The following is a 19,917-nucleotide window of genomic DNA, read 5'->3' as shown; positions in this document are numbered from 1 at the left end:
CGGCGAACTAGCTGGTTTCGACGCTGACAGCCGCCGGCGGTGCTGGCAAATCGCAGATTCGCACGGACCACTCCGCCGGGAGCCAATCCCGATTATCCACGGTCCGGCAGGCAAAGGCTTGGACAACGCAGTCGCTGTGGACCGTGACTCCGGATCTGGCAGAGACGTTCGGTGACGCAGCCCTCTTACCTACGATTGTGATCTGGACGCGGTTACCAGAGGTCGGTCGTGGCGGGTGGACGCGGCACCGATGTCAGCGCAATCGGCAGCGCGCAAGCGGAATCTCGATGTCGGCGACGGCGGCATACAACGGTCGTAGCGGATGCCGAGTGGCGGCCCGAATGCGCCCGTGTATGCGGCCGTAGCTGCTCGATCGAGGGCAGCCCGGTCCATCCCGGTTCGACACTGCTCTAGACGGCTTCGAACATCGGTTCTCCGTCAACACACCGACATAGCCAACAGGGCCGCACCAGCAAGGAGCATTAGGCGGAGCGAGGATCTGTAGATGTACATGCGCGTAGTGATGACATCGCTGACTTGCGGGATCATGTTGAGGTACGCATGAGCGAGCGAGCGTCGCGAGGGTGGCGGGGTTTGGTTGCTCAGCACGAGGACATCGTTGAAGGCGACCAAATCCTTAGTCGAGAGATTGGCTGCCGCACCCCAGAGTCCGACCAAGAAAATCCCGGCTGCGATCCACCATGCCGTGACGGCTGCGGTACCCGATTGGTCGTACGTTCCGATTGCCAGGATGAAGCCACCTAGCCCAGTTCCAAAAGAAAAGCGTGTGCGTGTGTGGGCGCTCGTCAGCAAGGAGATTTGCGTCGCCTGCTGAACTCGAGCTTCCTCGATCAGGTTCTCAATCGCGTGGTCCGACCAGCGGTTGATGTCTCCGCGTTCCATGTCGCCGTAGTAACTCGCGTAACGAGGCAAGCGATCTGGAATCAGCAGGGCGAGACAGTGGCTTGTGTAGACCCCGGCGTCCCGAAGGAAGCGCCGCGCCGATTGCCGACACCGCATCATCAGCCGGTTTGACATAGCCACGCAGCAATCGCCTTTGCGATCATGCCGTCATCGGGCAAGAACAACCATTGACCGGCAGGATTTACGTCAACGATCCAAGTTGTAGTGCCATCGTCGAGCCAATCCTGGCTCGAGAATCCGACTCCGAGCGCACTCGCGACACTGACGGCGCTCTCAGCGAGTCGCGCGTTGTCAGTCAACTCGAAGCTGTCGTGGGCACTGGCCCAGTAGCGCCAGTCGAGGGGTTCGCCGGGCTCGACCGACCGTACGAAGGACCATGCCTGCGTGCCGACCGTCACAACTCGAAAGCACCGTTGGGTATCGATGCGAGGCTGGTAGAGGTAAGCCTCGGGTTCCATTTCGTCCTCAACAAGATTGCTGACGTCACTTGTCGCGACAGATGCATGTTCATCTGAACTCCCGAACAGCGAAGGTCCCAAGGGCTTCGCCACGATCTGCGATGTCCCTAGCGCCTGGGCGCCTGAGGATGGAGTGCACGCGATGACGGTCCGTGGCGTTGGCACATTGGCAATGCGCGCCGTCTTGGCGAGCAGCAGTTTGTTTTCTGCCGCTAGGAGATGGTCGAGTTCGCTGAGCCATCGAATATCGGAAACACGGAGGAACGAAACCAACATGACGAGCCATGCGGCTTGGTCGCGGGCGGCCCTACTGCCGGCGACCGCGCCCGCCGTCCAGCCGGGCGGCATTACGCGTCGTATCCAACCCCGATTCGGATACACCCGTTGCGTCCCGAATCGGAACGCCCCTTCGTCAGTGAGACTGATGTTGCCCCGGCGAAGCGTGGACACGTCAACAATCAACGGCTCCTCTAGGTGCCCTGCGACCGCTGCCACATGCGGATCGTCGGTCGAGCCAACGATGACGCCTTCAGAGACGGGCGACACTCATCCGGGAGGAACAACGCCGAGCAGCCATGACTCCTGATCATTATCGATGGTTTCAGGCGACAGGGTGTGGATCGTACCTACGCCGCGTTCCGCAATGGTGTCGTCACTGACGTCCACGTCGCTCCGAGCCAACCTTTCGGTCAGCCGATCTCGTCGCATCTCGGTTGCCATTGGCGGGAGGGTAGCACCGGCACCTCTGCAGACGAATCTCGCCGTGACGTCACCGGCATGCGGCATCGCACCTGCGCTGGAGCCCTTGCTGTGCAGGTCAGAGGTTGAGCTGCGTCCAACTCTCCTCTTCGAGTGCTTCCGTGAGGTTCAAGGTCAAGATTGCGTCGATCCCTGCGAAAGCAGGGGTGAAGCGACCAGGTCGTACTCGTCACCCGGCGAGGCAACACAATCCCCACGCAAGTGGGGGCGCAAAAATCGGATGTCTCGGAGGGACGCGCGCCGGACGATGGCCCTGCGCGTCTGCACTAGGTGCCACTCCCCCGGCGCACCCGGTCCGCAACCCCACGGCGACGCCGGTGTTGCGCTCAGAGCCGACATCGCACCCAATCCGACGAAACTTCCCACGCTCGCGACCTCGCGATTCCGCGAGGCCGAAAACACCCTCTGACCAGCTAAAATACAAAACGGCGTGTGGAGCAAGCGGCGAAATTTTGTGGAGCTAACCCGCCGACAAAAAAATCGGCACCGCTGACCAGCGGAAACGAACTCGCCGATATCCCACGCGTTCCGCTGCACGAACGGAGCCGGCATGCACCCGATGAGCGCCACGGAGGCGTTGGATTTTCTGGGTGAGGGCTCACGGACGGGCAAGCTCGCATGGGTCGCGGCCGACGGACATCCCCACGTGGCGCCGGTGTGGTTCATCGTGGAAGACGGTGACCTGCTCTTCGCTACCGGCACTCGAAGCGGCAAGGCACTGGCCATGAAGCGCGAACCGCGTGTCTCGCTCGTCGTCGACACCGAAACGCCGCCGTACGCGTTCGTGAAGGTGGACGGGGTCGTGGAACTCACCGAAAACTCCGAGGAACTTCGGCGCGTGTCCACCCTCACCGGCGCCCGCTACATGGGCGAGGATCAGGCCGAGTCGTTCGGCGAGCGCAACTCCGGCCCCGGTGAATGCCTGGTGCGCCTGCACCCCACCAGCATCACTGGTGTCGACGGAGTCGCCGACTGGGACTGACAGCGGCCTGTTGGCGTCGCTGAAACATCCAACAACCAGTCGGGCCGTGGTAACTGAGTATGCAATCTGCAAGTACCAACTTCAGTTTGCATACTCAACACCGCGCCACAAGGCCGTTATGACGCCAGAAACCGCTCTCTCCCGCGGTTGCAGCTAGGTGACGTGGGTGGGCCAGGCGTCGGGGTTGAGGGCGGCGTCACTGCCGCCGTCCATGTACACGACCGATCCGCAGAAGAAGCCCGCTTCGGGCGACAGCAGGAATGCGAGCAGGTTCGCCACTTCTTCGGGGCGTCCTGCCCGTTCCTGCGGGATGGGATACAAATCGCCGAGTGACAGGACGACGTCGATCATGTCGGCCGTCATGGGTGTGTCGATGAGCCCGGGGGCCACTGCGTTCAGGCGGATTCGGGAACCGGCCCAATCCGGGCCGACGGCGGTGCGGCGAACCCATCGAGCCAAGGCGAGCTTGCTGGCGGCGTAGGCCACGATGGGATCAGTGCCCGCCAGTGCACGAGCTCCGGCTTCGTCGTCGCCCAGGCACGCATCCACCAGATCCTCAGGCAGATCGGGCATGGCGGTGCTGGAGTTGGAGCTGATGGCGACTGCTGAGGGATCGGACCCGTTGACGAGCAACGGTCTCAGCCCCGCGATCGTGGCCACTGCCCCGAAGTAGTTGATCGACACGACCTGAGCCGGGTCGGGTCCGGTGATTCCCGCACCTGCCACGAGACCGTCGATCCGCCCGCCGCTGACGTCGGCAACCGCATCGATCATCGCAGCGCGACCCTCGGCCGTGGACAGGTCGGCGATGACCTCGGCATCCCGGAGATCCACCCCGATCACCTCGTGGCCGTCGCGCACAAGCCGCTCCCTGGCCGCTTGGCCGATCCCGCCGGCGGACCCGGTGATGACGATCGTTCCCATCCGGGCTTTCTAGCCGGAATCGAGCGAGGCCCGAGGGAGCGACTGCGCTCGGAGAAGACTCACCGAGACGTTGGAGGACGCGGGGAGGCTGCTTGGGCGATGCGATGTGCCCCTGACATCAGTTGGTCTGCGCTGGAGGCTCGTCTGCTCGGTCTCGGGCGAGCTTGCGGCGCATGTTGTCGGCCAGCCGCGGGGCGGCGCCGGGTGTGGACCACGGGCACACGGCGATGCAGATGCCGCACCCGTAGCTGACGGCGAAATACGGCAGGCATCGGTCGAAATCGACCGCCCATTTCTCTGTTCCTCGCACCAGGCGCTTGTCGGGGGCGATGGCGTCGGGCGGGCAGGCATCGGTGCAGACACGGCAGCCGCTGCAGAATTCGTCGACACCGAAGGTGTCCGGAGGGGTTGCAACGAGCGGCGCTTCGGTCAGCACCAGCGCCAGCCGGAACGACGACCCGAGTTCGCTGTTGATGATCGAGCCGTGCTTGCCGAGCTCTCCGAGCCCGGCGGCGATCGCAGCGGGGACCATCTGCATGGGTCCTGCACCGGGGCCGCCATGGCCGACCGCTTCGAATCCCCGGCTGCGGATCCAGTCGGCCAGCATCCTCGCAGCGGCGGTTCCCCGGTTGTATTGACGGTGGACCTCCATGGCCGACGTGTACTCGGGCGCGGTCGCCAACTCGCCGTGGTCCATCGCGACGGCCAGCAGGATCGCCCAGGGAAGATCGGACTCGCGGCCCTCGAAGAACCATTCGCGTCGGGCGGCGACGACCGCCACCAGTTCGACGCTGTGGCCCTGTTCGCTCGTCGCGAACTCGGTGATCTCGGTGAGCCATTCCGCCGGCGTGCGATCGATCCTGCGCGGATCGACCGGTGCGGGCTCGTGGCGGTCATCGGTGCGCAGCACTGTGCGGAGTTGAGGATGTGCCAGGAACTCCTCGGTCATGCGCACCTGGACCGGGCCGTGGGCGATCGTGGCGGGATGAGCCCACATGACCAGCGTCGGCTGGCGAACCTCAGATGAGCCCCAGCCGTTCAGCTCGTTGCCCGACACCTCGCCCATCAACTCGACGATCTCGCCCGGGGTCTCCCAGACCGGCGTCCGACGCTCCATCCGCCGCAGCCGCTGCGGCTTCGCTGGCTGGCCCGGCCGGCCCTCTCGTTCAGAAGTCACCGTCCCGCTCCCTATGCGCTCGACCCGTCCCGATGCCGCCTCCCGGGGCTGGCACCGCCGAGGGAGGCGTGGGCGGGATCGGCGCGTGGGTCGCGGCGGGTCCACTGACCGGCCTCGACAGCGCTGAAGAAATCTGCCGCCATCTGGTTGAAGGCAGCAGGTTCTTCCAGGTTGATGCCGTGGCCGGTGCGGGGCGCGATCCACAGGCCGGCCCTCGGCAGCACCCGCTTGAGGAAGACGTTCGTCTCGATGACCGGATCGTCCTCGTCGCCGACGACCAGCAGCACGGGAACGTCGAGCTGGCGCAGGTCGGCTTCGAAGTCATACAGCGACGGGCGCCCGGCCTGGAAGTTGCGCATGGTCAGCCCGGAGCCGACCGGCGAATGCTCCGACAGGTACTGCTTGAACTCCTCCCAGCCCCTCGGGTCCTTGTTCTGCAGCTGGACACGGGTGGCGCCGACCGCCAGCCGCTCGGCAGCCACCTCCATCCCCTCGTTCATCATCGCCTCGGCGGCGGCACGGACCTCGGCCAGGAACGCTTCACGGGTGTCGCCGAATGCGCCCGACCCGCCGCTCGCGAACAGCAACGACATGACCCGCTTGGGATACCGCAACGCGAACATCAGCCCCGTGTAGGCACCCATGCTGAGGCCGACGATGTGAGCCCGCTCGATGCCGAGGCTGTCGAGCACTGCCCGCAAGTCCTCCCGCTCCCGCTCGAACGTGTACGCCGCATCGCTGTCGGGCACATCCGACGGCGGGTAGCCGCGGGCGTTGTAGGCAACGCATCGATGGCTCCGACTGAACCGCCGGATCTGTCCTTCCCACGTGCGGTAGTCGGCGGCGAACTCGTGCAGCCACACGATGGGATGCCCATCGCCGGCTTCCTCCGCGTACAGCTCGACCCCGTCTCCTTGGATCATCGGCATGACGTCAACTCCACTCGCCCGCCCTCAGGATGCACCAAGCACAGCAACCACCGCCGTACGCACTAGCGCAGATTCGCTGAGCATGCAGTGTCATAGGCTGCACTATCGGACGCGTCCGGTGGGTGTTCGTACGACGGGACGAGCACGGATGATCTTGAAGGGTGCCGAGTTGGCTGACATCGACCGCTTGAGCGCAGAGAACGCAATGCTGCGCGCCCGCCTATCGGGGTTGACCGAGGCGATTCTGCGCATCAGCGAGGATCTGGACCTTGACGTGGTGTTGCAGGAGGTGGTGGACGGAGCTCGAATCCTGACCGGCGCTCGCCATGGTGCCATCACCATTATCGACGCAGCCGGCGATCTGCAGGAGGTGCTGTTCTCAGGTCTGTCCGACGAGCAGGAGGAGATCACAGTCGGCTACGACCGCGGCATGGAGCTGTTCCGCTACCTCAGCGGGATGGAGGAGCCACTGCGGACCAGCAATTTCGTTGCCCACTTGGAATCAGTGGGATTCGATGGGTTCGAGCCCCACGTCGGGGCATTCCTAAGTGCCCAGATCAAGGTGCGGGACCGCCAGGTGGGCACGATCTTCGTCGGCGACAAACACGATGGCTCAGAGTTCACCCACGAAGACGAGGAAACCGTGGAGATGTTCGCCAGCCAGGCGGCGATGGCGCTCACCAATGCCCGCCGCTACGGCGACGAGCAGCGCGCCAAGGCCGATCTGCAGGCGCTGGTCAACACCTCTCCGGTGGGTGTGCTGGTGATGGATGTCGCCTCGGAGAACGCCGTGATGGTCAACCAAGAGGCGCGTCGCCTGCTCCGGGTCGATCCCGACCAGCGAGAATTCTCGGTCGCGAGCGTCGAGCGCTTGGCGTTCAAGCGAATGGACGGGTCCGCGGTCGCATTCGAGGAACTGCCGTTCAAGTCGGCGCTGCAACGCAGCGAGACGGTGCACGCCGAAGAGCTGGTAATCGTGCGTCCGGATGGCAGCGAGGTGACCACGCTGGTCAATGCCACACCGATTCGCTCCGACGACGGCGAGCTGGTGACGGTGATCTCGACGCTGCAGGACATCTCGCCGTTGGAGGACTTGGAACGGCTGCGAGCCGAGTTCCTAGCGATGGTGAGCCATGAGCTGCGAGCGCCACTGACGTCGATCAAGGGATCAGCGGCTACGGTGCGCAGCTCGCTGGTGCCCCCCGATCCCGCAGAGGTCCGCCAGTTCTTCCGCATCGTCGAAGAGCAAGCCGATCACATGCGGGGCCTGATCAACGACTTGCTGGACATGACGCGCATCGAGGCGGGGACCCTCTCGGTGAATCCGACGCCATCAAGCTTGGAGTCGATCATCGAGCAGGCAAAGAACACCTTTCTCAGCGGCGGGCATCAGCACAATGTCAAAGTCGAGCAGGGGCCGAGCCTTCCGCGCGTGTGGTGCGACGGGCAGCGGATCACCCAGGTGCTGCACAACCTCTTCGTGAACGCTGCGGCCAACTCCCGCGACTGGTCGACCATCAGTGTGTCGGCGACATTGGACGACACCCATGTGGCGGTCTCTGTGACTGACGAGGGGTCCGGCATCGCCACCGAGCAGTTGCCGCTGCTGTTCACAAAGTTCTCTCGCAGGCGTCCCGACGAGACCGACAGCGCCGTCAGCGGCTACGGGCTGGGGCTGGCCATCTGCAAGGGCATCGTGGAGGCTCACGGCGGTCGGATCTGGGCCCATAGCGCGGGCAATGGCAGCGGCGCGCAGTTCACCTTCACCGTTCCCGCCGTCGACGAGCCGCCGGTCGCAGCAATCCTGGCTGATACGGGCGACCGCGACTCGAGCCGGGCCGGAACCAAGGTCGAGCGGATCCTCGTCGTCGACGACGATCTCCAGGCGCTTCGCTTCATCCGCAGCACGCCGGCACGAGCCGGCTACACGCCCGTCGCCACCAGCGACCCCGACGAGGTCGAGAGCCTGCTCGAAGCCGAGACGCCTCATCTCGTGCTGCTCGACGTGGTGCTGCCTCGCGTCGACGGATTCGAACTCGTCAGGCGCCATCCCAAGATCCTGGAGGTGCCGCTCATCTTCGTATCCGGGCGCGGCGACGATCAGTTCGTAGCGAGAGCGTTCGAGATGGGCGCGGCCGACTATCTCGTCAAGCCGTTCTCGCCCACCGAGCTGCTGGCCCGCATCGGCGCCGCTCTGCGCCGCCAAGCGCAATCACAGCATGTCGAGACTTACCGGATGGCCGACCTCACCCTCGATTTCCTGACTCGGACCGTCACCGTCGCCGGGCGAGCGTTGAATCTCACCCCGACCGAGTACAAGCTGCTCTCGGAGCTGTGCATCAACGCCGGCCGCGCACTCAGCTACGAACAGCTCCTCGATCTCGTCTGGGGCGATGATTCCAACGGCGACGCGCAGCGAGTACGCACCTTTGTCAAAGACCTGCGCTCGAAGCTCGGCGACGACGCCAGGAACCCCACCTACATCCTCACCGTGCCCGGCGTCGGCTATCGGGCCGCCGCGCCGTAGCCGACGCTTCGCTCACGCCTGGCGCCGTCGCGCCGAGTTCGCAGGAATCCGCGCTGTATCGCGCGACTAGCGCAGCATTACGCATCCTGCTTCTCATGCGGGTGCAGCACGGAGATGGGCAAGGGAGGAACGCCGGTCAGCTCGGTGAACCGCTGCGGTTCTGCGAACTCGGCAACGAGCCGGTCGATCCACGCCTGGGTGTAGAGGTAGCTCTTGTAGCTGGTCAGGTACTCGGCGTAGTTGAGGTTCATGGTGCGGTCGTTCTGGCCTCTCGGGGGACGCACGCCGAGCTTGCGGCACGCCTCGACGTGCATGGCGGTCGTGAACTTCAGGCCCGTGCGGCGACGCACCTCGCCGACTACATCGGACGGCCTGAAGCCGTGCCGCGCCACTGGGCGGCTGAGCACCACGAACTGATCGAGGGCATCGGCCAGCTCGGCCGGCACCTCGCCGGGCCGCACGAAGTAGGCCACGGCGTCGGGATTGTTGGCCGACGAGCGGGGCACCGGCACGAATGCCACCCGGATCATGTACGTGGGGTCGTTCAGCACCTCGTCGGGCACCGCCTCGGCGCGGCCCAGCAGCGCCTGCACGTCGAGCGGGAGTGACGCATGGAGCTTGCGGGCAGAAGCGAGCACGCCGGGGTCACGAAAGCCCGACAGCTGCAGCGGCACCGACAGACTGTCCCCAAGCGAGTATTCGGGACCGAACTCGCTGGTCAGCGCGTTCTCGAAGTTCAGCAACCCGGCTTGCGCAAACGGGATGACCGTGACGTCCAGCCCCGGTAGGTACCGATGGGCGGTGGCGTTGCGAAGCTCAACCCAGCGAGCCACGTTCTCGCGGGTGCCACGATGGGGACTGCTCCCGAACGCCCGACCGATCAGGTCGAGCGTGTCGAGCGATTGCTCCGCCCCGTCGAACAGCGTGGGCTGGCCGTCGTAGTCGAGCTTGCGCCACTCCTCGCCGTCGCGCTGCAGCACCGCCAGCGACAGGCTGTTCCACGCCGTCACGAACAGCAGCGAGAACGCGCCCGTACGGAACGAGCTGCGCGGATCGTTCCAAACTCTCAGTGCTTCCAGGCACGATGCGCGGGCCTGCTGCAGCTGGGTCTCCCACTCGGCGGCGCGGATGCCCACTGGTTGCGCGCCCAGCGACCGCACTTGGGACTGGAGATCTTCGATGAGGTCGGTCTGGCGGGCACGCCCCGTCGTCTCGATCTGCAGCGTGCGACGCATGAACCGGTCGAACCGGCGGCCGTGCGACGAGCCGTCCTCCCAGGTGTGACGCTCCAGCTCGCTCTTGGAGATGCCCCTGCCGTAGTCCCACAGGTCGAGCAGCTTGAGCGCGAGCTCGACGTCGTCGTCGCTGGGCGGCTCGGCCATGCAGCACCGTACCGCTGCGGTCGCCCACCGTCACCACGGAAGCCGGTGTGGGACGCCGGAGGGCTTCGTAGTGCGGAGTATTCTGCCGCTGAGGTGACGAGGGCTGGACCGAGCAGAGAGGACGGCACTCTCATGGCGGACACGCAGGCGCCCGACGGCGTCGCACCGGACACCGACGCCAAGGGTTTCGAGCCGGATCTGCCCATCAGCGTGTCGCCGATCCTGGATTGGCCGCCGCGCCCGCTCGCAACGCTGCGGAACATCACCTCGATGATGTGGCCGCAAGGAATGCTCTGGGTGGCGATGTCGGCGCTGGCGTGGAACTTCTTCACGCCCTCCATGGAGCGCATGTCCAGCCTGAGCCCGCGATGGGTGCTGGAGATCTACCTGCGAAACGTCGTCATGTTCACGGCCGTGGCCGGAACCCTGCACGTGCTGCTGTACATCCGGCAGGTCCAGCAGCAGCGCTACAAGTACAACCGCCAATGGCTCAGCACGACCAACCGGGCGTTCCTGTGGAACAACCAGACCCGCGACAACATGTTCTGGTGCCTCGTCAGCGGCTGCGGGGTGTGGACGATCTACGAGTCGCTCACCATGTGGTTCTACGCCAACGGCTGGATCCCGCAGGTGGAGTGGGGTTCTGCGTGGCTGTACCTGTCAGCGCTCGCGGTGCTGACCTCGCTGTGGTCGGTGACCCACTTCTACTTCATCCACCGCGTGCTGCATATGCGCTGGGTGTACGCACACGTTCACTACCTGCACCATCGCAATGTGAACACCGGGCCGTGGAGCGGCCTGTCGATGCACCCCGTCGAGCACATGATGTACCTCAGCATGTTCGTGTTGTGGTGGGTGGTGCCGGCCCACCCCTACATCGTGATCCTGACGCTGCTGTCCAACAGCGTCGCAACGGCAATGTCACACTCGGGGTTCGAGCGCTTCGAGCTCGGCAAGCGTGAAGGCCCCACTATGGCCGGCGGTGACTACTTCCATCACCTGCACCATCGATACTTCGAGTGCAACTACGGCAACAGGCCTGTTCCGCTCGACAAGCTGTTCGGCACGTTCCACGACGGCACGCCCGAGGCCCACGCTCGGATGCGCGAACGGGCGAAGGCCCGTCACGCGAGACGCCGGCACGGCGCGGCGCGCTAGGCCGTTGATTCGGCCGCGAGCGCGGGCGGCGGGCGCCGGTTCTGCCGGGTGCGAGTCGGGCGACGGGTTCAGACCCGTGCTTCGGCGGCGTACCTCTTGTTGTACCGCTCGCGGCAGATGTAGAACTCATCGACGCTCTGGAAGGCGTCGTGCGCAATGAGCAGGTCCAGGTTGCCGCGCACGAGACGGTCGGGGGCCACGCGGGTTGCGAGGACCTGGATCGCCCCGTACCCCACCGGGCCGGTTCCTTCGGCGGTGTCGCGCCCGTGGGTCACGCCGAGCAGGTACTCGATCTCGTCGAGCAGGGCGTCGAAGAGGGCGTCCTCGGTGGTCTTGGGGACGAACTCGTCGGTGATCGACCGCAGGGTCATCCACAGGCGCAGCGATGCCTGGATGGGCGCTTCGTCCGCTCGCTTGAGCCGCTCGCAGTTGACCAGATAGGTGACTCGTCCGACCCTGCCGTCGTCTTCGGCATGCACCGTCCCGATGATCCGCGCGAGCGGGTCGAGCCGATCTGCAGCGGCAGCGCCGAAGGCGACCGCATAAATCGCCAGCAGCGTCACTTGGTGCTGCAGATTGATCTCCGTTCCATCGGCTGAGCCCGGGAACGGAATCCGGTTGGCCAGCAAGCGAATTGCGTGAGCCCATGCTTTGTCGTGGTCCGCGCAATTCGAGAAATAGGCGCCGGTGACGAGCAGTTCGATCAGGTTGGCCGATGCAGCCTCGTAGGCCCGCAAGCACTCGTCGTAGCCCTGGCAATCGGCATTGCGGAGAGCTTCGATTGTCCGGATCGTCTCGTCGTGAATGGCGTCGTGGAGCTCTATGCGAGCAGCCGGTTCGGCGAGCAGGTCCTTGAGTTCGGCCACAGTGACCGTTTCGGTTTGTGACGACACGCGGCCAACAGTACAGCGCTCTGATTTCGAGCTTTGTCATCCGGCTGCGGACCGCAGGGTGTCGTCAGGACTTACCCCGCTGGGCCCGAGCTTCCTTCAGCAGTTCGATGACGGCGGCCTGCGCCTGATCGGACTCGGTGAGGGGTTCCCCGTAGGGCACACGTGCCATGCGCGGTCCCGCCGGCGTCGTGACCCGCAGGGTGAGTCCGTAACGGTCGATCCCCACCATGGCCGCATCGGTGGCATCGTCGAGGCCGGCCTGGACCTGCGCGTACATCAGGTTGGCATCGGCGTGGTCGCCGTTCATGTGCTCGATGATCCCCGCAGCGGCCTCCCACAGCGGATCCACCGCGGCGTCGCGGTAGCCGTCAGCACTCACCCAGCTCATGTGTCCGAAGCCGCCCACATAGCGGCACTGGGCGACATCGAGGCGCCAGAACGCGAAGTCGGTGAAGTCCGCGTAGTAGGCCGCGTAGGGGTGGGTCTGGAGGTAGCGGTCGCGCAGGGCGCCGGGATCGTCGAGCACCTCCAAGCGGCCGACGAGCGTCAGGCGGGCTCGGCCCAGAGGATCGCCGTCGCCGGCACCGTCGACGATGAGCATGCTCGCCCGACTGTCACCTCGGGCGTTGACCGTGTGCTCGGCCATTTCCGAGATGAGGATGACCGGCGCACCGGCGTCGTCAGCGGCGTAGGAGACGACGCTGCCGTAGGGAAATCCCTCCGAAGTCAGCGTCGAGAGGCTGGCGATCTTGGTGGCCGCCACCAAGGTGCGCGACAGCTCCGCATCGGAAGGGAACGACGAGGGGTCGCCTGCGATCGGGGGCCCAGCCTCGCCGCCGCCGTGGGAAGTCGGACGGGTCATGACATTCGGTTGCTTTGTCGACTCTGGGTCATTGCTGCGAGTCCGGTGAAGATTGGCACAACGAGCAGGAAGATACCGATCGAGAGGATGGCGAGCACGCTCGCGACCAGCAACAGCAACGTCGACAGCCACAGTGCGCTCACGCGTTGCTCCGCAAAGACAATTGCGGCAGCAATCGCCAAGATGCCTCCGAGGAGGCACCCGTAGAAGGTGACTGTCAAGAGCATTGCCATTCGGGCCTCATCATGTCCTCGAAGGACCCGGACTCAGCGTATGGCGCGCCCCTTCTTCAGGGCTGCGGATCGGCGAGAATGGCAGTGTGACAGTGAACCTGTGGTCCGATTTCACGTTCAAGCTGGCGAATTGGGCGAACCGCACGGCGATCCGCTGCAGCGGCGGCCGCATCGGATGGATCCACAAGGGAACGCCGATCATCGAAGTGACCATGACGGGCCGGCGCAGCGGTGAGCCCCGGACCACGCTGCTGTCCGCCGTCGCGGAGCGGAATGGCGCATTCGTCGTCATCGGCTCACGCGGGGGCGACTCGAAGCACCCTGCATGGTTTCTGAACATGCGAGACAACCCTGCGGTCACTGTTCGCAACCGCAGCGGCACGCGTCAGATGACCGCCCGCCTCACCGAGGGCGACGAGCGCGCCGAGCTGTGGGAGCAGGCAACTGCCAACGGCGACCACTACCTCCGATTCCAGGCAAGAACCGACCGGCAGTTCCCGATCGTCATGCTCGAACCCTCCGACGGCGCTTCCGATTCCACGTAGCGGCGGCGGAGCCGCCCTGAAGCTGCCGACAGCTCCGGGCGATGGCACCTGAGGGTCTCAGCGAGCCGCGGCGCTATCGGCTGGTGCGACTTCGTAGGTCATGTTGATGTAGCGCCAGTCGGGCTGCGGGGTCGCGGCAGGCTCGGGAGACGGCACGGCCGCGAAGCCCGGCCGGTTGCGACGCGGCAGGCCGAGCGACGCGAACATGCCGACCACCGCCAACGACGCCGACAGCAGGAACACCGGCGTGAATGAGCCCGCCGTGTCGGCGATGAAGCCGCCGAGCTGCGGCGAGATCATCTGGGCGATGCCGAAGCAGAAGGTGGTGGCTGCGAAAGCGGGCCCGTAGTCGTCGGTGGATGTGTTGCTGACGACATAGACGGTCAGCACCGTCGGCATGGCAGCGAACAACAAGCCGACTGCCACCGACAGGAAGATCGTCGGCACGAACCAGCCCGGCAGGATCAGCGTGGTGGTGATGGCCCAGCCCGCGAACGACATCGCCAGCGTCCATCGGGTCCCAATGCGGTCGGAGAGCGCTATGAACAACGGCCCGCCGAAGATCATTGCGGCGCCGACCAGCGTGAACGCCAGCGACGCTTGTGAGCTCGTCCAACCGCTGTCGTCCTCCAGCCGTGTGGTGAGGAACGAGATAACGAGCAGGTACAGCAGCCCGAAGATGACGAATCCGCTGACCATCGGCACCCATCCAGGCACCCGTCGCAGCGCGCTGAACCCGCCAACGCCGGTTCCCGACGACAGCCGTTCTTGGCGGTGGCCGATGAAGAGCAGCACCACCGCGGCGATGACAGCGCCGATGATGAGCTGCACGAAGTACACGTTCCGCCACGACGCGTCTCCCATGGTCGAGCGAACGATGCTGGCGAGCTGACCCGCGAACACGACGCCGAGACCCATGCCCGCCCCAAGAAACCCGACGGCGAGCCCGCGTCGCTCCGGCGCAATTGCGTCTGCGGTGACGACCGGAGCGGGGATCCACGTCAGCGCACCGCCGAGGCCCTGTGCAAACAGCCCGACGCCCAGCACTGCCGGTCCCGGGGAGATCGTCGCAAGCGCTTGGCCGATGATCGCAAGCACCAGGCCGATCCGCATGATCGACAGCAGGCGGAACCGGCTGGACGCTACGGCGACGATCAGGCTGCCCACCAGATACGCCGCCATGTTCACGGTTGCGAGTGAGCCTGCGACGGTGTTCGACAGGCCGAGGTCGTCGCGGACTGCTGGGAGCAACACCCCGTAGGTGAATCGCCCGAATGACTGGGCGATGGCAGCTACCAGCGCCATCAGGATCACTGCGGCCGCGCCCATCAGCCGGCGCTGACGGGTCGGAGCTTCACTGCCGAGGTCGGTCACGAATGACCATGCAACAGGCAATCGCTCTCTCCTGCACATGTCGTCCGTGGTCCGAGTGCCCGCGTCGGATGCGGGACTCGCAAGATGGCGAGGGCACACGCCGCCAACTGCGGGGCAATCGGTCGGTCGGCGGCCTTCGAAGTGCGCTGGGTGCGACACTCTCAAGGTGGATGCTGTGCGTTCTGCCCGCCGGACACAGCCATCACGGCTCGTCGCGGTGCGAGGTCGGCGGCGCGTGCCGTGAGCGAGGAACAGTTCGCCAACCTGGTGGCCGTCGTTGCGACGGCTGTGACATTTGCCCAGGTCGTGCCGCAGATTGTGCGCCTGTTGCGATTGAGGCGGATCGAGGGCACCTCGCCAGCCTGGGCGGCGATCGGCATGGTGATCAACATCGGCTGGACGGCGTACGTGATCGCCGAGGAATTCTGGGTCACCATTCCGGCGGTGCTTGCGGCCGTCATCAGCTTCGGTCTCGTGCTGTTTCTGCTGTGGCGCAACGGTGCCGACGTGCGCGTCGCTGTCATTGCCGGCATTGCCGTGGGAGTGGCATGTGTGGGCTTGCAGCTCGTCGCGGGCTGGACGTGGCTGGGCATAGCGCTCGGCTTGGCGAACGGCTTGTATCTCGGACCATCGGTGTGGGCCGCTTGGCGGTCGTACGCGCCGGTCGGCGTGGCCCCGCTCACCTGGGTGCTCACTGCCGGCGAAGGCATCTTGTGGGGCTACTACGGGGTGCTCGTGGAAGCAAAGCCGATCATGGTGTACGGCGGCACTGCGCTCCTGCTAGCAGCGTTCGTACTGCTGCGGCTGTGGATCACTCGCCACCGGATCCGGGCCGAGCTCGCGTCGCCCGACTGACCGACAGGCGTTCGCCTGCCCCGATCTCGTTGCGCGATTACGGCGCGGGAACTGGGCAGGCGACGGCTCGGTAGGTGCGCAGCCGCTTGCGCAGCGTCCACACCAGGAGTGCGACGGCGACCAGCCCCACGACGGGCTGCACCGGCGCCCACCACGACAACGCCCCTGAGATGCCCACGAGCGCCACGACTGCCTGATTGCACACCGGACAGCCGACAGCGAGGAACGAGACCAACCCGCCCCACAAGGTGGTGGTGCCCTGCCGCTCAACGGCCGCTTCGGTGCCTGTCTCGGCGCTCGACGGCGGCCGGATCGCGAAGATCAGGCCGATCAGTGCCGAGGTGATCGCCAAGATCACCCAGTCGAGCCACCGAGCCTCGATGGGCCGACCGAAGATCGGCGTGTCGATCAGGTCTGACGGGATTCCGATGAGCACGGCGGCGATAGCCCCGTACACCAGGGCTCTCGGCCACACTGCTCTCGGAAGCACCCGCAGTTCCTGCAGCACCGCGACGACGCTACCGCGCCCCCCACCCAACCCATCCGCGCCCCATTGGCCTCGGCCGCGAGCAAGGTCAGCGTTCGAGTTCTTGGATGGTCTCGAGGAGGGTGGCGGTGTCGCGCATCCAGCTCACGACCCGATCGATGCAATCCGGGCGGGTGACGTCGAGCAGCAGCGTCGCGACGGCGACCGTGGCTCCCGCCTCGTCATCGGCGACCATCGTGGTCGTCGGCCGCAGGCGTGCGTCGGAAGCAACCAGCACGCCCGCCGCACGGAGCTGACGGCGCTGCATCTCGCCGCCGTCATCGTTCATGAGCTCATCTTCCATATATTTCAAGCTATTTCATTGTTCTCCAAAATTCCAAGTGATTTTCCCTGCGAGCACTCGGGCGGGGCGAAGCCGCCACGTCCACGAATCGCCGTCTACCGGCGGGCCGACGAGGAATGCAGCGAGCGGCACACGTCATGGCCAGGTGTGGCGATCCAATCTGAGGGCTGACGAGACGGGCGGGGACGTAGAGTCGCTGCTCAATCGGGCCAACTCGCGGAGCGAATTCGTCCCATGGCTGCAGACAACCCCGCTGACGACACCGAGCCGGGCTCGGTCGCGGTTGGCCACCGGTTTGCGGCCGCGCTGCGGGAAGCTGGACTGTCGGTCATCGCCGAGATCAAGCGGCGCTCGCCGTCTCGTGGGGCGCTGAATGCCGACGCCGACGCAGCCGATCTGGCATCGGAGTACAAGGCGGGCGGGGCTGCCTGCCTGTCTGTGCTGACCGAGAGCGAGCGGTTCAGCGGCTCGCCCGAGGACTTGCAAGCGGCCAAGGCGGTGACTGGTCTGCCGGTGCTGCGCAAAGATTTCCTGCGCACGCTCGACGACGTACGCGACAGCCACGCCATGGGCGCCGACGCAATGCTCGTCATCCTCGCCGACATCGACCCGGCACAGCTGCCGCCCATGCAGGAATTGGCGCTGTCGCTGGGCGTCGACGTGCTCACCGAAGTCCGCGACGAGGCCGAGCTGGAGACGGCAGTCGGACTTGGCGCCTACATGATCGCCATCAACCAGCGCGACAACCCCGAGTCCACCAAGTTCACCGTCGACTACGACAAGGCAGTACGGGTCAGCCGCAGTTTCGAGAATATCGACCATCGGATACTGCTGATCGCGGCCTCAGGCATCGGCGTGCCCGGCGGCACCTCCATGCGAGCGATCGCCGACGCCGGCTACCACGCCGCCCTGATCGGCGAAGCACTCGTCGTCGCGGAGGATCCTCCGACTCTCCTGAGAGACCTCATCGCTGACGCCGAGCCGAATACCAGAGCGAACTAGCGAGCATTCAGGCGACTCAGTCACTCGGCAGATTGGCGAAGGTCAGGTACCGCCATCGAGTGGCTCATCCGGAGGCCCGACCACGACCGTTCCCGCCAACTTGTCGTGCCATCCCTGCCGGTGACGGTTCGATATCGCCGACACATAGACGAGTGCCCAGAATGCGGCACCAAACTGGAACGGCGTCCAAACGCCGAGTCTCCACGAGAGCAAGGCTCCGACGGCACCCGCCAACATTGGCAAGAGCGCACGCCAGAACGATGAGATGAGCGACGGCGGTGTTCCGTCCACTGCCCTCACGACCTCAATGCCTGGGGCTCGCTTACCTAGTGTTCGGCTTCCCCTGGCTGTGGACACGGTCTCATACAGCAACCACGTGAACGCAATAGACGCAGGAAGCACCCACGAGAGCACATCGATCGCCTCGCCGAGCGTCCCTTGAAAGAGTGCACCCCAGTCGTGCCCCCATCCGAGGAACGAAAGCGGCAGAAAGACCGCAAGCATGACGACGACCTCACATGTCAGCAGGATGGCCGCGTCGACGAGCCGTCCGACAACGCGTTCGCCGAAGGTGGCGAGCCGGACTTCGGCACCGTTGATCATGATGAACCGCGAGCGCATGCCTTCCATCGAAGGCTCGCGTTGGGAGCCGGTGCTCATCACCGTTGGTTTCTCGGCTCGATTGCGAGCGTCGTCAGATGTCGCTGAAGTCGACTGTCAGTTCCCTTGCTCGGCCGTCTCACGACAACAGTGCCGGCCAGTTTGTCGTGCCAGCCCCGTCCGTGGGCGTCCAAGTGGGCCGATAGAACGACCACCGTCCAAGTTGCCGCGCCATAGAGGATGACTATCGACGCGGCAGCGATGGCCATGCCCACCGCGTAAGAGAAGGCGACTCCATTCCCGACTCCCATCTCCGCTTCCAAATGGAATGGGAATACAAGGAACAGCTCCACAATTCCGATGAAGCAGAACATGACCACGACATCTACGAGTCGAGCCGCGACGCGGTCAAGAAACGGAGCGGTCGTGACAAGGTCGCCAGTACCGAGCTGGTATCTCCGGGGCGCGAAGCGGGCCATCATCCGGGGGTGAGGGCGTCGGTGACGACCGACGCGGGAATCGCACCGCCACCCGCATCTTCGGTGCCATCGGCGCGGATCAGCAACCAGCGGGGGTGATAGCTGACGCCGAGTGCTCTGGCGAGCTGATTCTCGGTATCGGGCAAGTTCGGCATGTGGCCGAGTCCGTAGGAGCTCACGAAGCGTGAGATGGCCGACGCCGTGTCATGTCCCCCGACGCTGACGAGGGCCAAGTTGGTTCCGTGTTGTGTCTTCAGCGCTGCGACCGCAGGCGCCTCCCGCTGGCAGTTCGGTCACCACGGTGCCCAGAACCACACCAGCACGTCGCGGCCGACAAATGCGCTGACGTCAAGCGTCGTACCGTCGACTTGTGCGACGGCCAGCGCCAGCACCTTTTGCCGATCCTCGGTGGGCTCGGGCTCGGTGACAGCCTCTTCGTCACCGTCTCCCTCTGCCTCCTGCTCGTCCTCGCCGGCTGTCTCGGCCTCTTGCGATGAGCCGTCGTCAGCTTCGGCATCCGTTGCTTCGGCCTGGTCGTCGCCGTCCTCGACGGTGCTGGTCGCGGCAGCGTCCTGTTCTCCCCCGCCGCCAGCATCAGCGGCCTCGTCATCCGCCGATGGCTCAGCGTCACCGCCGGACTGGTCGTCAGGCTCGTCCTGTGGCTCTGCGGCAGCGTCGTCCGCGCCGTCCGCCGCAGCCCCGTCATCAGTCTGCGCGGCGGCCTGATCGGTGGCATCATCGCCCGCCTCGTCAGCGGTGCCGGCGTCCTGCGTCGCGCCTTCGGAATCTGCTGGCTCAGCAGACACGGGCGCCGTGGTCGGGCTTGCAGGCGGTTCGGTCGTTGCGACCACGGGTGCGGCGCTGCTGGCAGCCACCGTCTGCGGTGTCCCGTCGCCGTCGCTGCTGCAACCGGCCAGCAGGCCTGCGCCCACGACGCAGCAGACGACCACCGAAGTCACTCGCCACGCAAGCCGCTTCACCACTGCGAGCGTAACCCGCGCCCGTGCCGGCTCAGAAGCGGCAT

22 protein-coding genes are annotated in these 19,917 nt (G+C 65.5%); 6 read left to right on the top strand and 16 right to left on the bottom strand.

Annotated elements, in window-relative coordinates; all coding sequences use genetic code 11:
• Positions 1 to 438: 438 nt before the first annotated feature.
• The 3 genes from ACOGI8_RS05270 to ACOGI8_RS05260 form a co-directional block, all read right to left on the bottom strand.
• Entirely contained in the window at positions 439 to 903 is a 465-nt protein-coding gene (locus ACOGI8_RS05270) for a hypothetical protein (protein ID WP_419855839.1), read from the bottom strand.
• 119 nt (positions 904 to 1,022) lie between these two features.
• A complete protein-coding gene (locus ACOGI8_RS05265; RefSeq protein ID WP_419855838.1) occupies positions 1,023 to 1,877 on the bottom strand; it encodes a hypothetical protein in 855 nt (284 codons plus the stop codon).
• Positions 1,878 to 1,928: 51 nt separating this feature from the next.
• Positions 1,929 to 2,102: a hypothetical protein gene (locus ACOGI8_RS05260; RefSeq protein WP_419855837.1), complete on the bottom strand. Its 174-nt coding sequence runs from the start codon at positions 2,100 to 2,102 to the stop codon at positions 1,929 to 1,931.
• A gap of 598 nt (positions 2,103 to 2,700) precedes the next feature.
• Here ACOGI8_RS05260 and ACOGI8_RS05255 point away from each other — a divergent pair.
• Positions 2,701 to 3,123, top strand: a complete 423-nt coding sequence (locus ACOGI8_RS05255; protein ID WP_419855836.1) for a PPOX class F420-dependent oxidoreductase — start codon at positions 2,701 to 2,703, stop codon at positions 3,121 to 3,123.
• 153 nt (positions 3,124 to 3,276) lie between these two features.
• Here ACOGI8_RS05255 and ACOGI8_RS05250 read toward each other — a convergent pair whose 3' ends face one another.
• The 3 genes from ACOGI8_RS05250 to ACOGI8_RS05240 all read right to left on the bottom strand — a co-directional run bounded on the left by ACOGI8_RS05250 (position 3,277) and on the right by ACOGI8_RS05240 (position 6,153).
• Positions 3,277 to 4,047 carry an SDR family oxidoreductase gene (locus ACOGI8_RS05250; RefSeq protein ID WP_419855835.1) on the bottom strand — a complete coding sequence of 257 codons (771 nt, stop codon included), beginning with the start codon at positions 4,045 to 4,047 and terminating at the stop codon, positions 3,277 to 3,279.
• Positions 4,048 to 4,165: 118 nt separating this feature from the next.
• Complete coding sequence (locus ACOGI8_RS05245) at positions 4,166 to 5,224, bottom strand: 4Fe-4S dicluster domain-containing protein (protein WP_419855834.1); 1,059 nt, start codon at positions 5,222 to 5,224, stop codon at positions 4,166 to 4,168.
• Positions 5,225 to 5,235: 11 nt separating this feature from the next.
• Positions 5,236 to 6,153: an alpha/beta fold hydrolase gene (locus ACOGI8_RS05240; RefSeq protein ID WP_419855833.1), complete on the bottom strand. Its 918-nt coding sequence runs from the start codon at positions 6,151 to 6,153 to the stop codon at positions 5,236 to 5,238.
• A gap of 148 nt (positions 6,154 to 6,301) precedes the next feature.
• Here ACOGI8_RS05240 and ACOGI8_RS05235 point away from each other — a divergent pair, with 148 nt between their 5' ends.
• The gene (locus ACOGI8_RS05235) at positions 6,302 to 8,680 is read left to right on the top strand and encodes an ATP-binding protein (protein ID WP_419855832.1); all 2,379 of its coding nucleotides are present in this window, start codon (positions 6,302 to 6,304) and stop codon (positions 8,678 to 8,680) included.
• Between the two features lie 77 nt (positions 8,681 to 8,757).
• Here the strand turns inward: ACOGI8_RS05235 and ACOGI8_RS05230 are convergent, their stop codons facing one another.
• Positions 8,758 to 10,062, bottom strand: coding sequence for a DUF3644 domain-containing protein (locus ACOGI8_RS05230; protein WP_419855831.1), 1,305 nt, complete (start codon positions 10,060 to 10,062; stop codon positions 8,758 to 8,760).
• A 132-nt stretch (positions 10,063 to 10,194) separates the two neighbouring features.
• Here ACOGI8_RS05230 and ACOGI8_RS05225 point away from each other — a divergent pair, with 132 nt between their 5' ends.
• On the top strand, positions 10,195 to 11,220 hold the full coding sequence (locus ACOGI8_RS05225; protein ID WP_419855830.1) for a sterol desaturase family protein: 1,026 nt from the start codon (positions 10,195 to 10,197) through the stop codon (positions 11,218 to 11,220).
• Positions 11,221 to 11,288: 68 nt separating this feature from the next.
• Here the strand turns inward: ACOGI8_RS05225 and ACOGI8_RS05220 are convergent, their stop codons facing one another.
• The 3 genes from ACOGI8_RS05220 to ACOGI8_RS05210 all read right to left on the bottom strand — a co-directional run bounded on the left by ACOGI8_RS05220 (position 11,289) and on the right by ACOGI8_RS05210 (position 13,208).
• A complete protein-coding gene (locus ACOGI8_RS05220) occupies positions 11,289 to 12,113 on the bottom strand; it encodes a hypothetical protein (RefSeq protein WP_419855829.1) in 825 nt (274 codons plus the stop codon).
• A gap of 64 nt (positions 12,114 to 12,177) precedes the next feature.
• Positions 12,178 to 12,975, bottom strand: coding sequence for a HugZ family protein (locus tag ACOGI8_RS05215; RefSeq protein WP_419855828.1), 798 nt, complete (start codon positions 12,973 to 12,975; stop codon positions 12,178 to 12,180).
• Positions 12,972 to 13,208, bottom strand: coding sequence for a hypothetical protein (locus ACOGI8_RS05210; RefSeq protein WP_419855827.1), 237 nt, complete (start codon positions 13,206 to 13,208; stop codon positions 12,972 to 12,974). Before ACOGI8_RS05210 ends, ACOGI8_RS05215 begins: the two co-directional genes overlap by 4 nt.
• A gap of 86 nt (positions 13,209 to 13,294) precedes the next feature.
• Here ACOGI8_RS05210 and ACOGI8_RS05205 point away from each other — a divergent pair, with 86 nt between their 5' ends.
• Entirely contained in the window at positions 13,295 to 13,753 is a 459-nt protein-coding gene (locus ACOGI8_RS05205; protein ID WP_419855826.1) for a nitroreductase/quinone reductase family protein, read from the top strand.
• Between the two features lie 57 nt (positions 13,754 to 13,810).
• On the opposite strand, the gene ACOGI8_RS05200 is transcribed toward ACOGI8_RS05205, so the two are convergent.
• Positions 13,811 to 15,148 carry an MFS transporter gene (locus ACOGI8_RS05200; RefSeq protein ID WP_419855825.1) on the bottom strand — a complete coding sequence of 446 codons (1,338 nt, stop codon included), beginning with the start codon at positions 15,146 to 15,148 and terminating at the stop codon, positions 13,811 to 13,813.
• A 219-nt stretch (positions 15,149 to 15,367) separates the two neighbouring features.
• On the opposite strand from ACOGI8_RS05200, the gene ACOGI8_RS05195 reads away from it, so the two are divergent.
• Positions 15,368 to 15,982 carry a PQ-loop domain-containing transporter gene (locus tag ACOGI8_RS05195; RefSeq protein WP_419855824.1) on the top strand — a complete coding sequence of 205 codons (615 nt, stop codon included), beginning with the start codon at positions 15,368 to 15,370 and terminating at the stop codon, positions 15,980 to 15,982.
• A 37-nt stretch (positions 15,983 to 16,019) separates the two neighbouring features.
• Here ACOGI8_RS05195 and ACOGI8_RS05190 read toward each other — a convergent pair whose 3' ends face one another.
• Both ACOGI8_RS05190 and ACOGI8_RS05185 read right to left on the bottom strand, forming a co-directional pair.
• The gene (locus ACOGI8_RS05190; protein WP_419855823.1) at positions 16,020 to 16,490 is read right to left on the bottom strand and encodes a hypothetical protein; all 471 of its coding nucleotides are present in this window, start codon (positions 16,488 to 16,490) and stop codon (positions 16,020 to 16,022) included.
• 67 nt (positions 16,491 to 16,557) lie between these two features.
• Positions 16,558 to 16,812, bottom strand: a complete 255-nt coding sequence (locus ACOGI8_RS05185) for a hypothetical protein (RefSeq protein ID WP_419855822.1) — start codon at positions 16,810 to 16,812, stop codon at positions 16,558 to 16,560.
• Between the two features lie 234 nt (positions 16,813 to 17,046).
• On the opposite strand from ACOGI8_RS05185, the gene ACOGI8_RS05180 reads away from it, so the two are divergent.
• Positions 17,047 to 17,814, top strand: coding sequence for an indole-3-glycerol-phosphate synthase (locus ACOGI8_RS05180; protein ID WP_419855821.1), 768 nt, complete (start codon positions 17,047 to 17,049; stop codon positions 17,812 to 17,814).
• A gap of 42 nt (positions 17,815 to 17,856) precedes the next feature.
• Here ACOGI8_RS05180 and ACOGI8_RS05175 read toward each other — a convergent pair whose 3' ends face one another.
• The 3 genes from ACOGI8_RS05175 to ACOGI8_RS05165 all read right to left on the bottom strand — a co-directional run bounded on the left by ACOGI8_RS05175 (position 17,857) and on the right by ACOGI8_RS05165 (position 19,873).
• Entirely contained in the window at positions 17,857 to 18,474 is a 618-nt protein-coding gene (locus ACOGI8_RS05175) for an RDD family protein (protein ID WP_419855820.1), read from the bottom strand.
• Positions 18,475 to 18,892: 418 nt separating this feature from the next.
• Positions 18,893 to 19,126 (bottom strand): TlpA family protein disulfide reductase, encoded by a 234-nt coding sequence (locus ACOGI8_RS05170; RefSeq protein WP_419855819.1) that lies wholly within the window; start codon positions 19,124 to 19,126, stop codon positions 18,893 to 18,895.
• A gap of 60 nt (positions 19,127 to 19,186) precedes the next feature.
• The gene (locus tag ACOGI8_RS05165) at positions 19,187 to 19,873 is read right to left on the bottom strand and encodes a hypothetical protein (RefSeq protein WP_419855818.1); all 687 of its coding nucleotides are present in this window, start codon (positions 19,871 to 19,873) and stop codon (positions 19,187 to 19,189) included.
• Positions 19,874 to 19,917 lie beyond the last annotated feature (44 nt).

The organism is Candidatus Poriferisodalis sp., assembly GCF_965204195.1.
Taxonomy (GTDB): Bacteria; Actinomycetota; Acidimicrobiia; order Acidimicrobiales; family Poriferisodalaceae; genus Poriferisodalis.
Note: the sequence above shows the minus strand (reverse complement) of the source record. Positions and strands in the feature narration are given on the sequence as shown.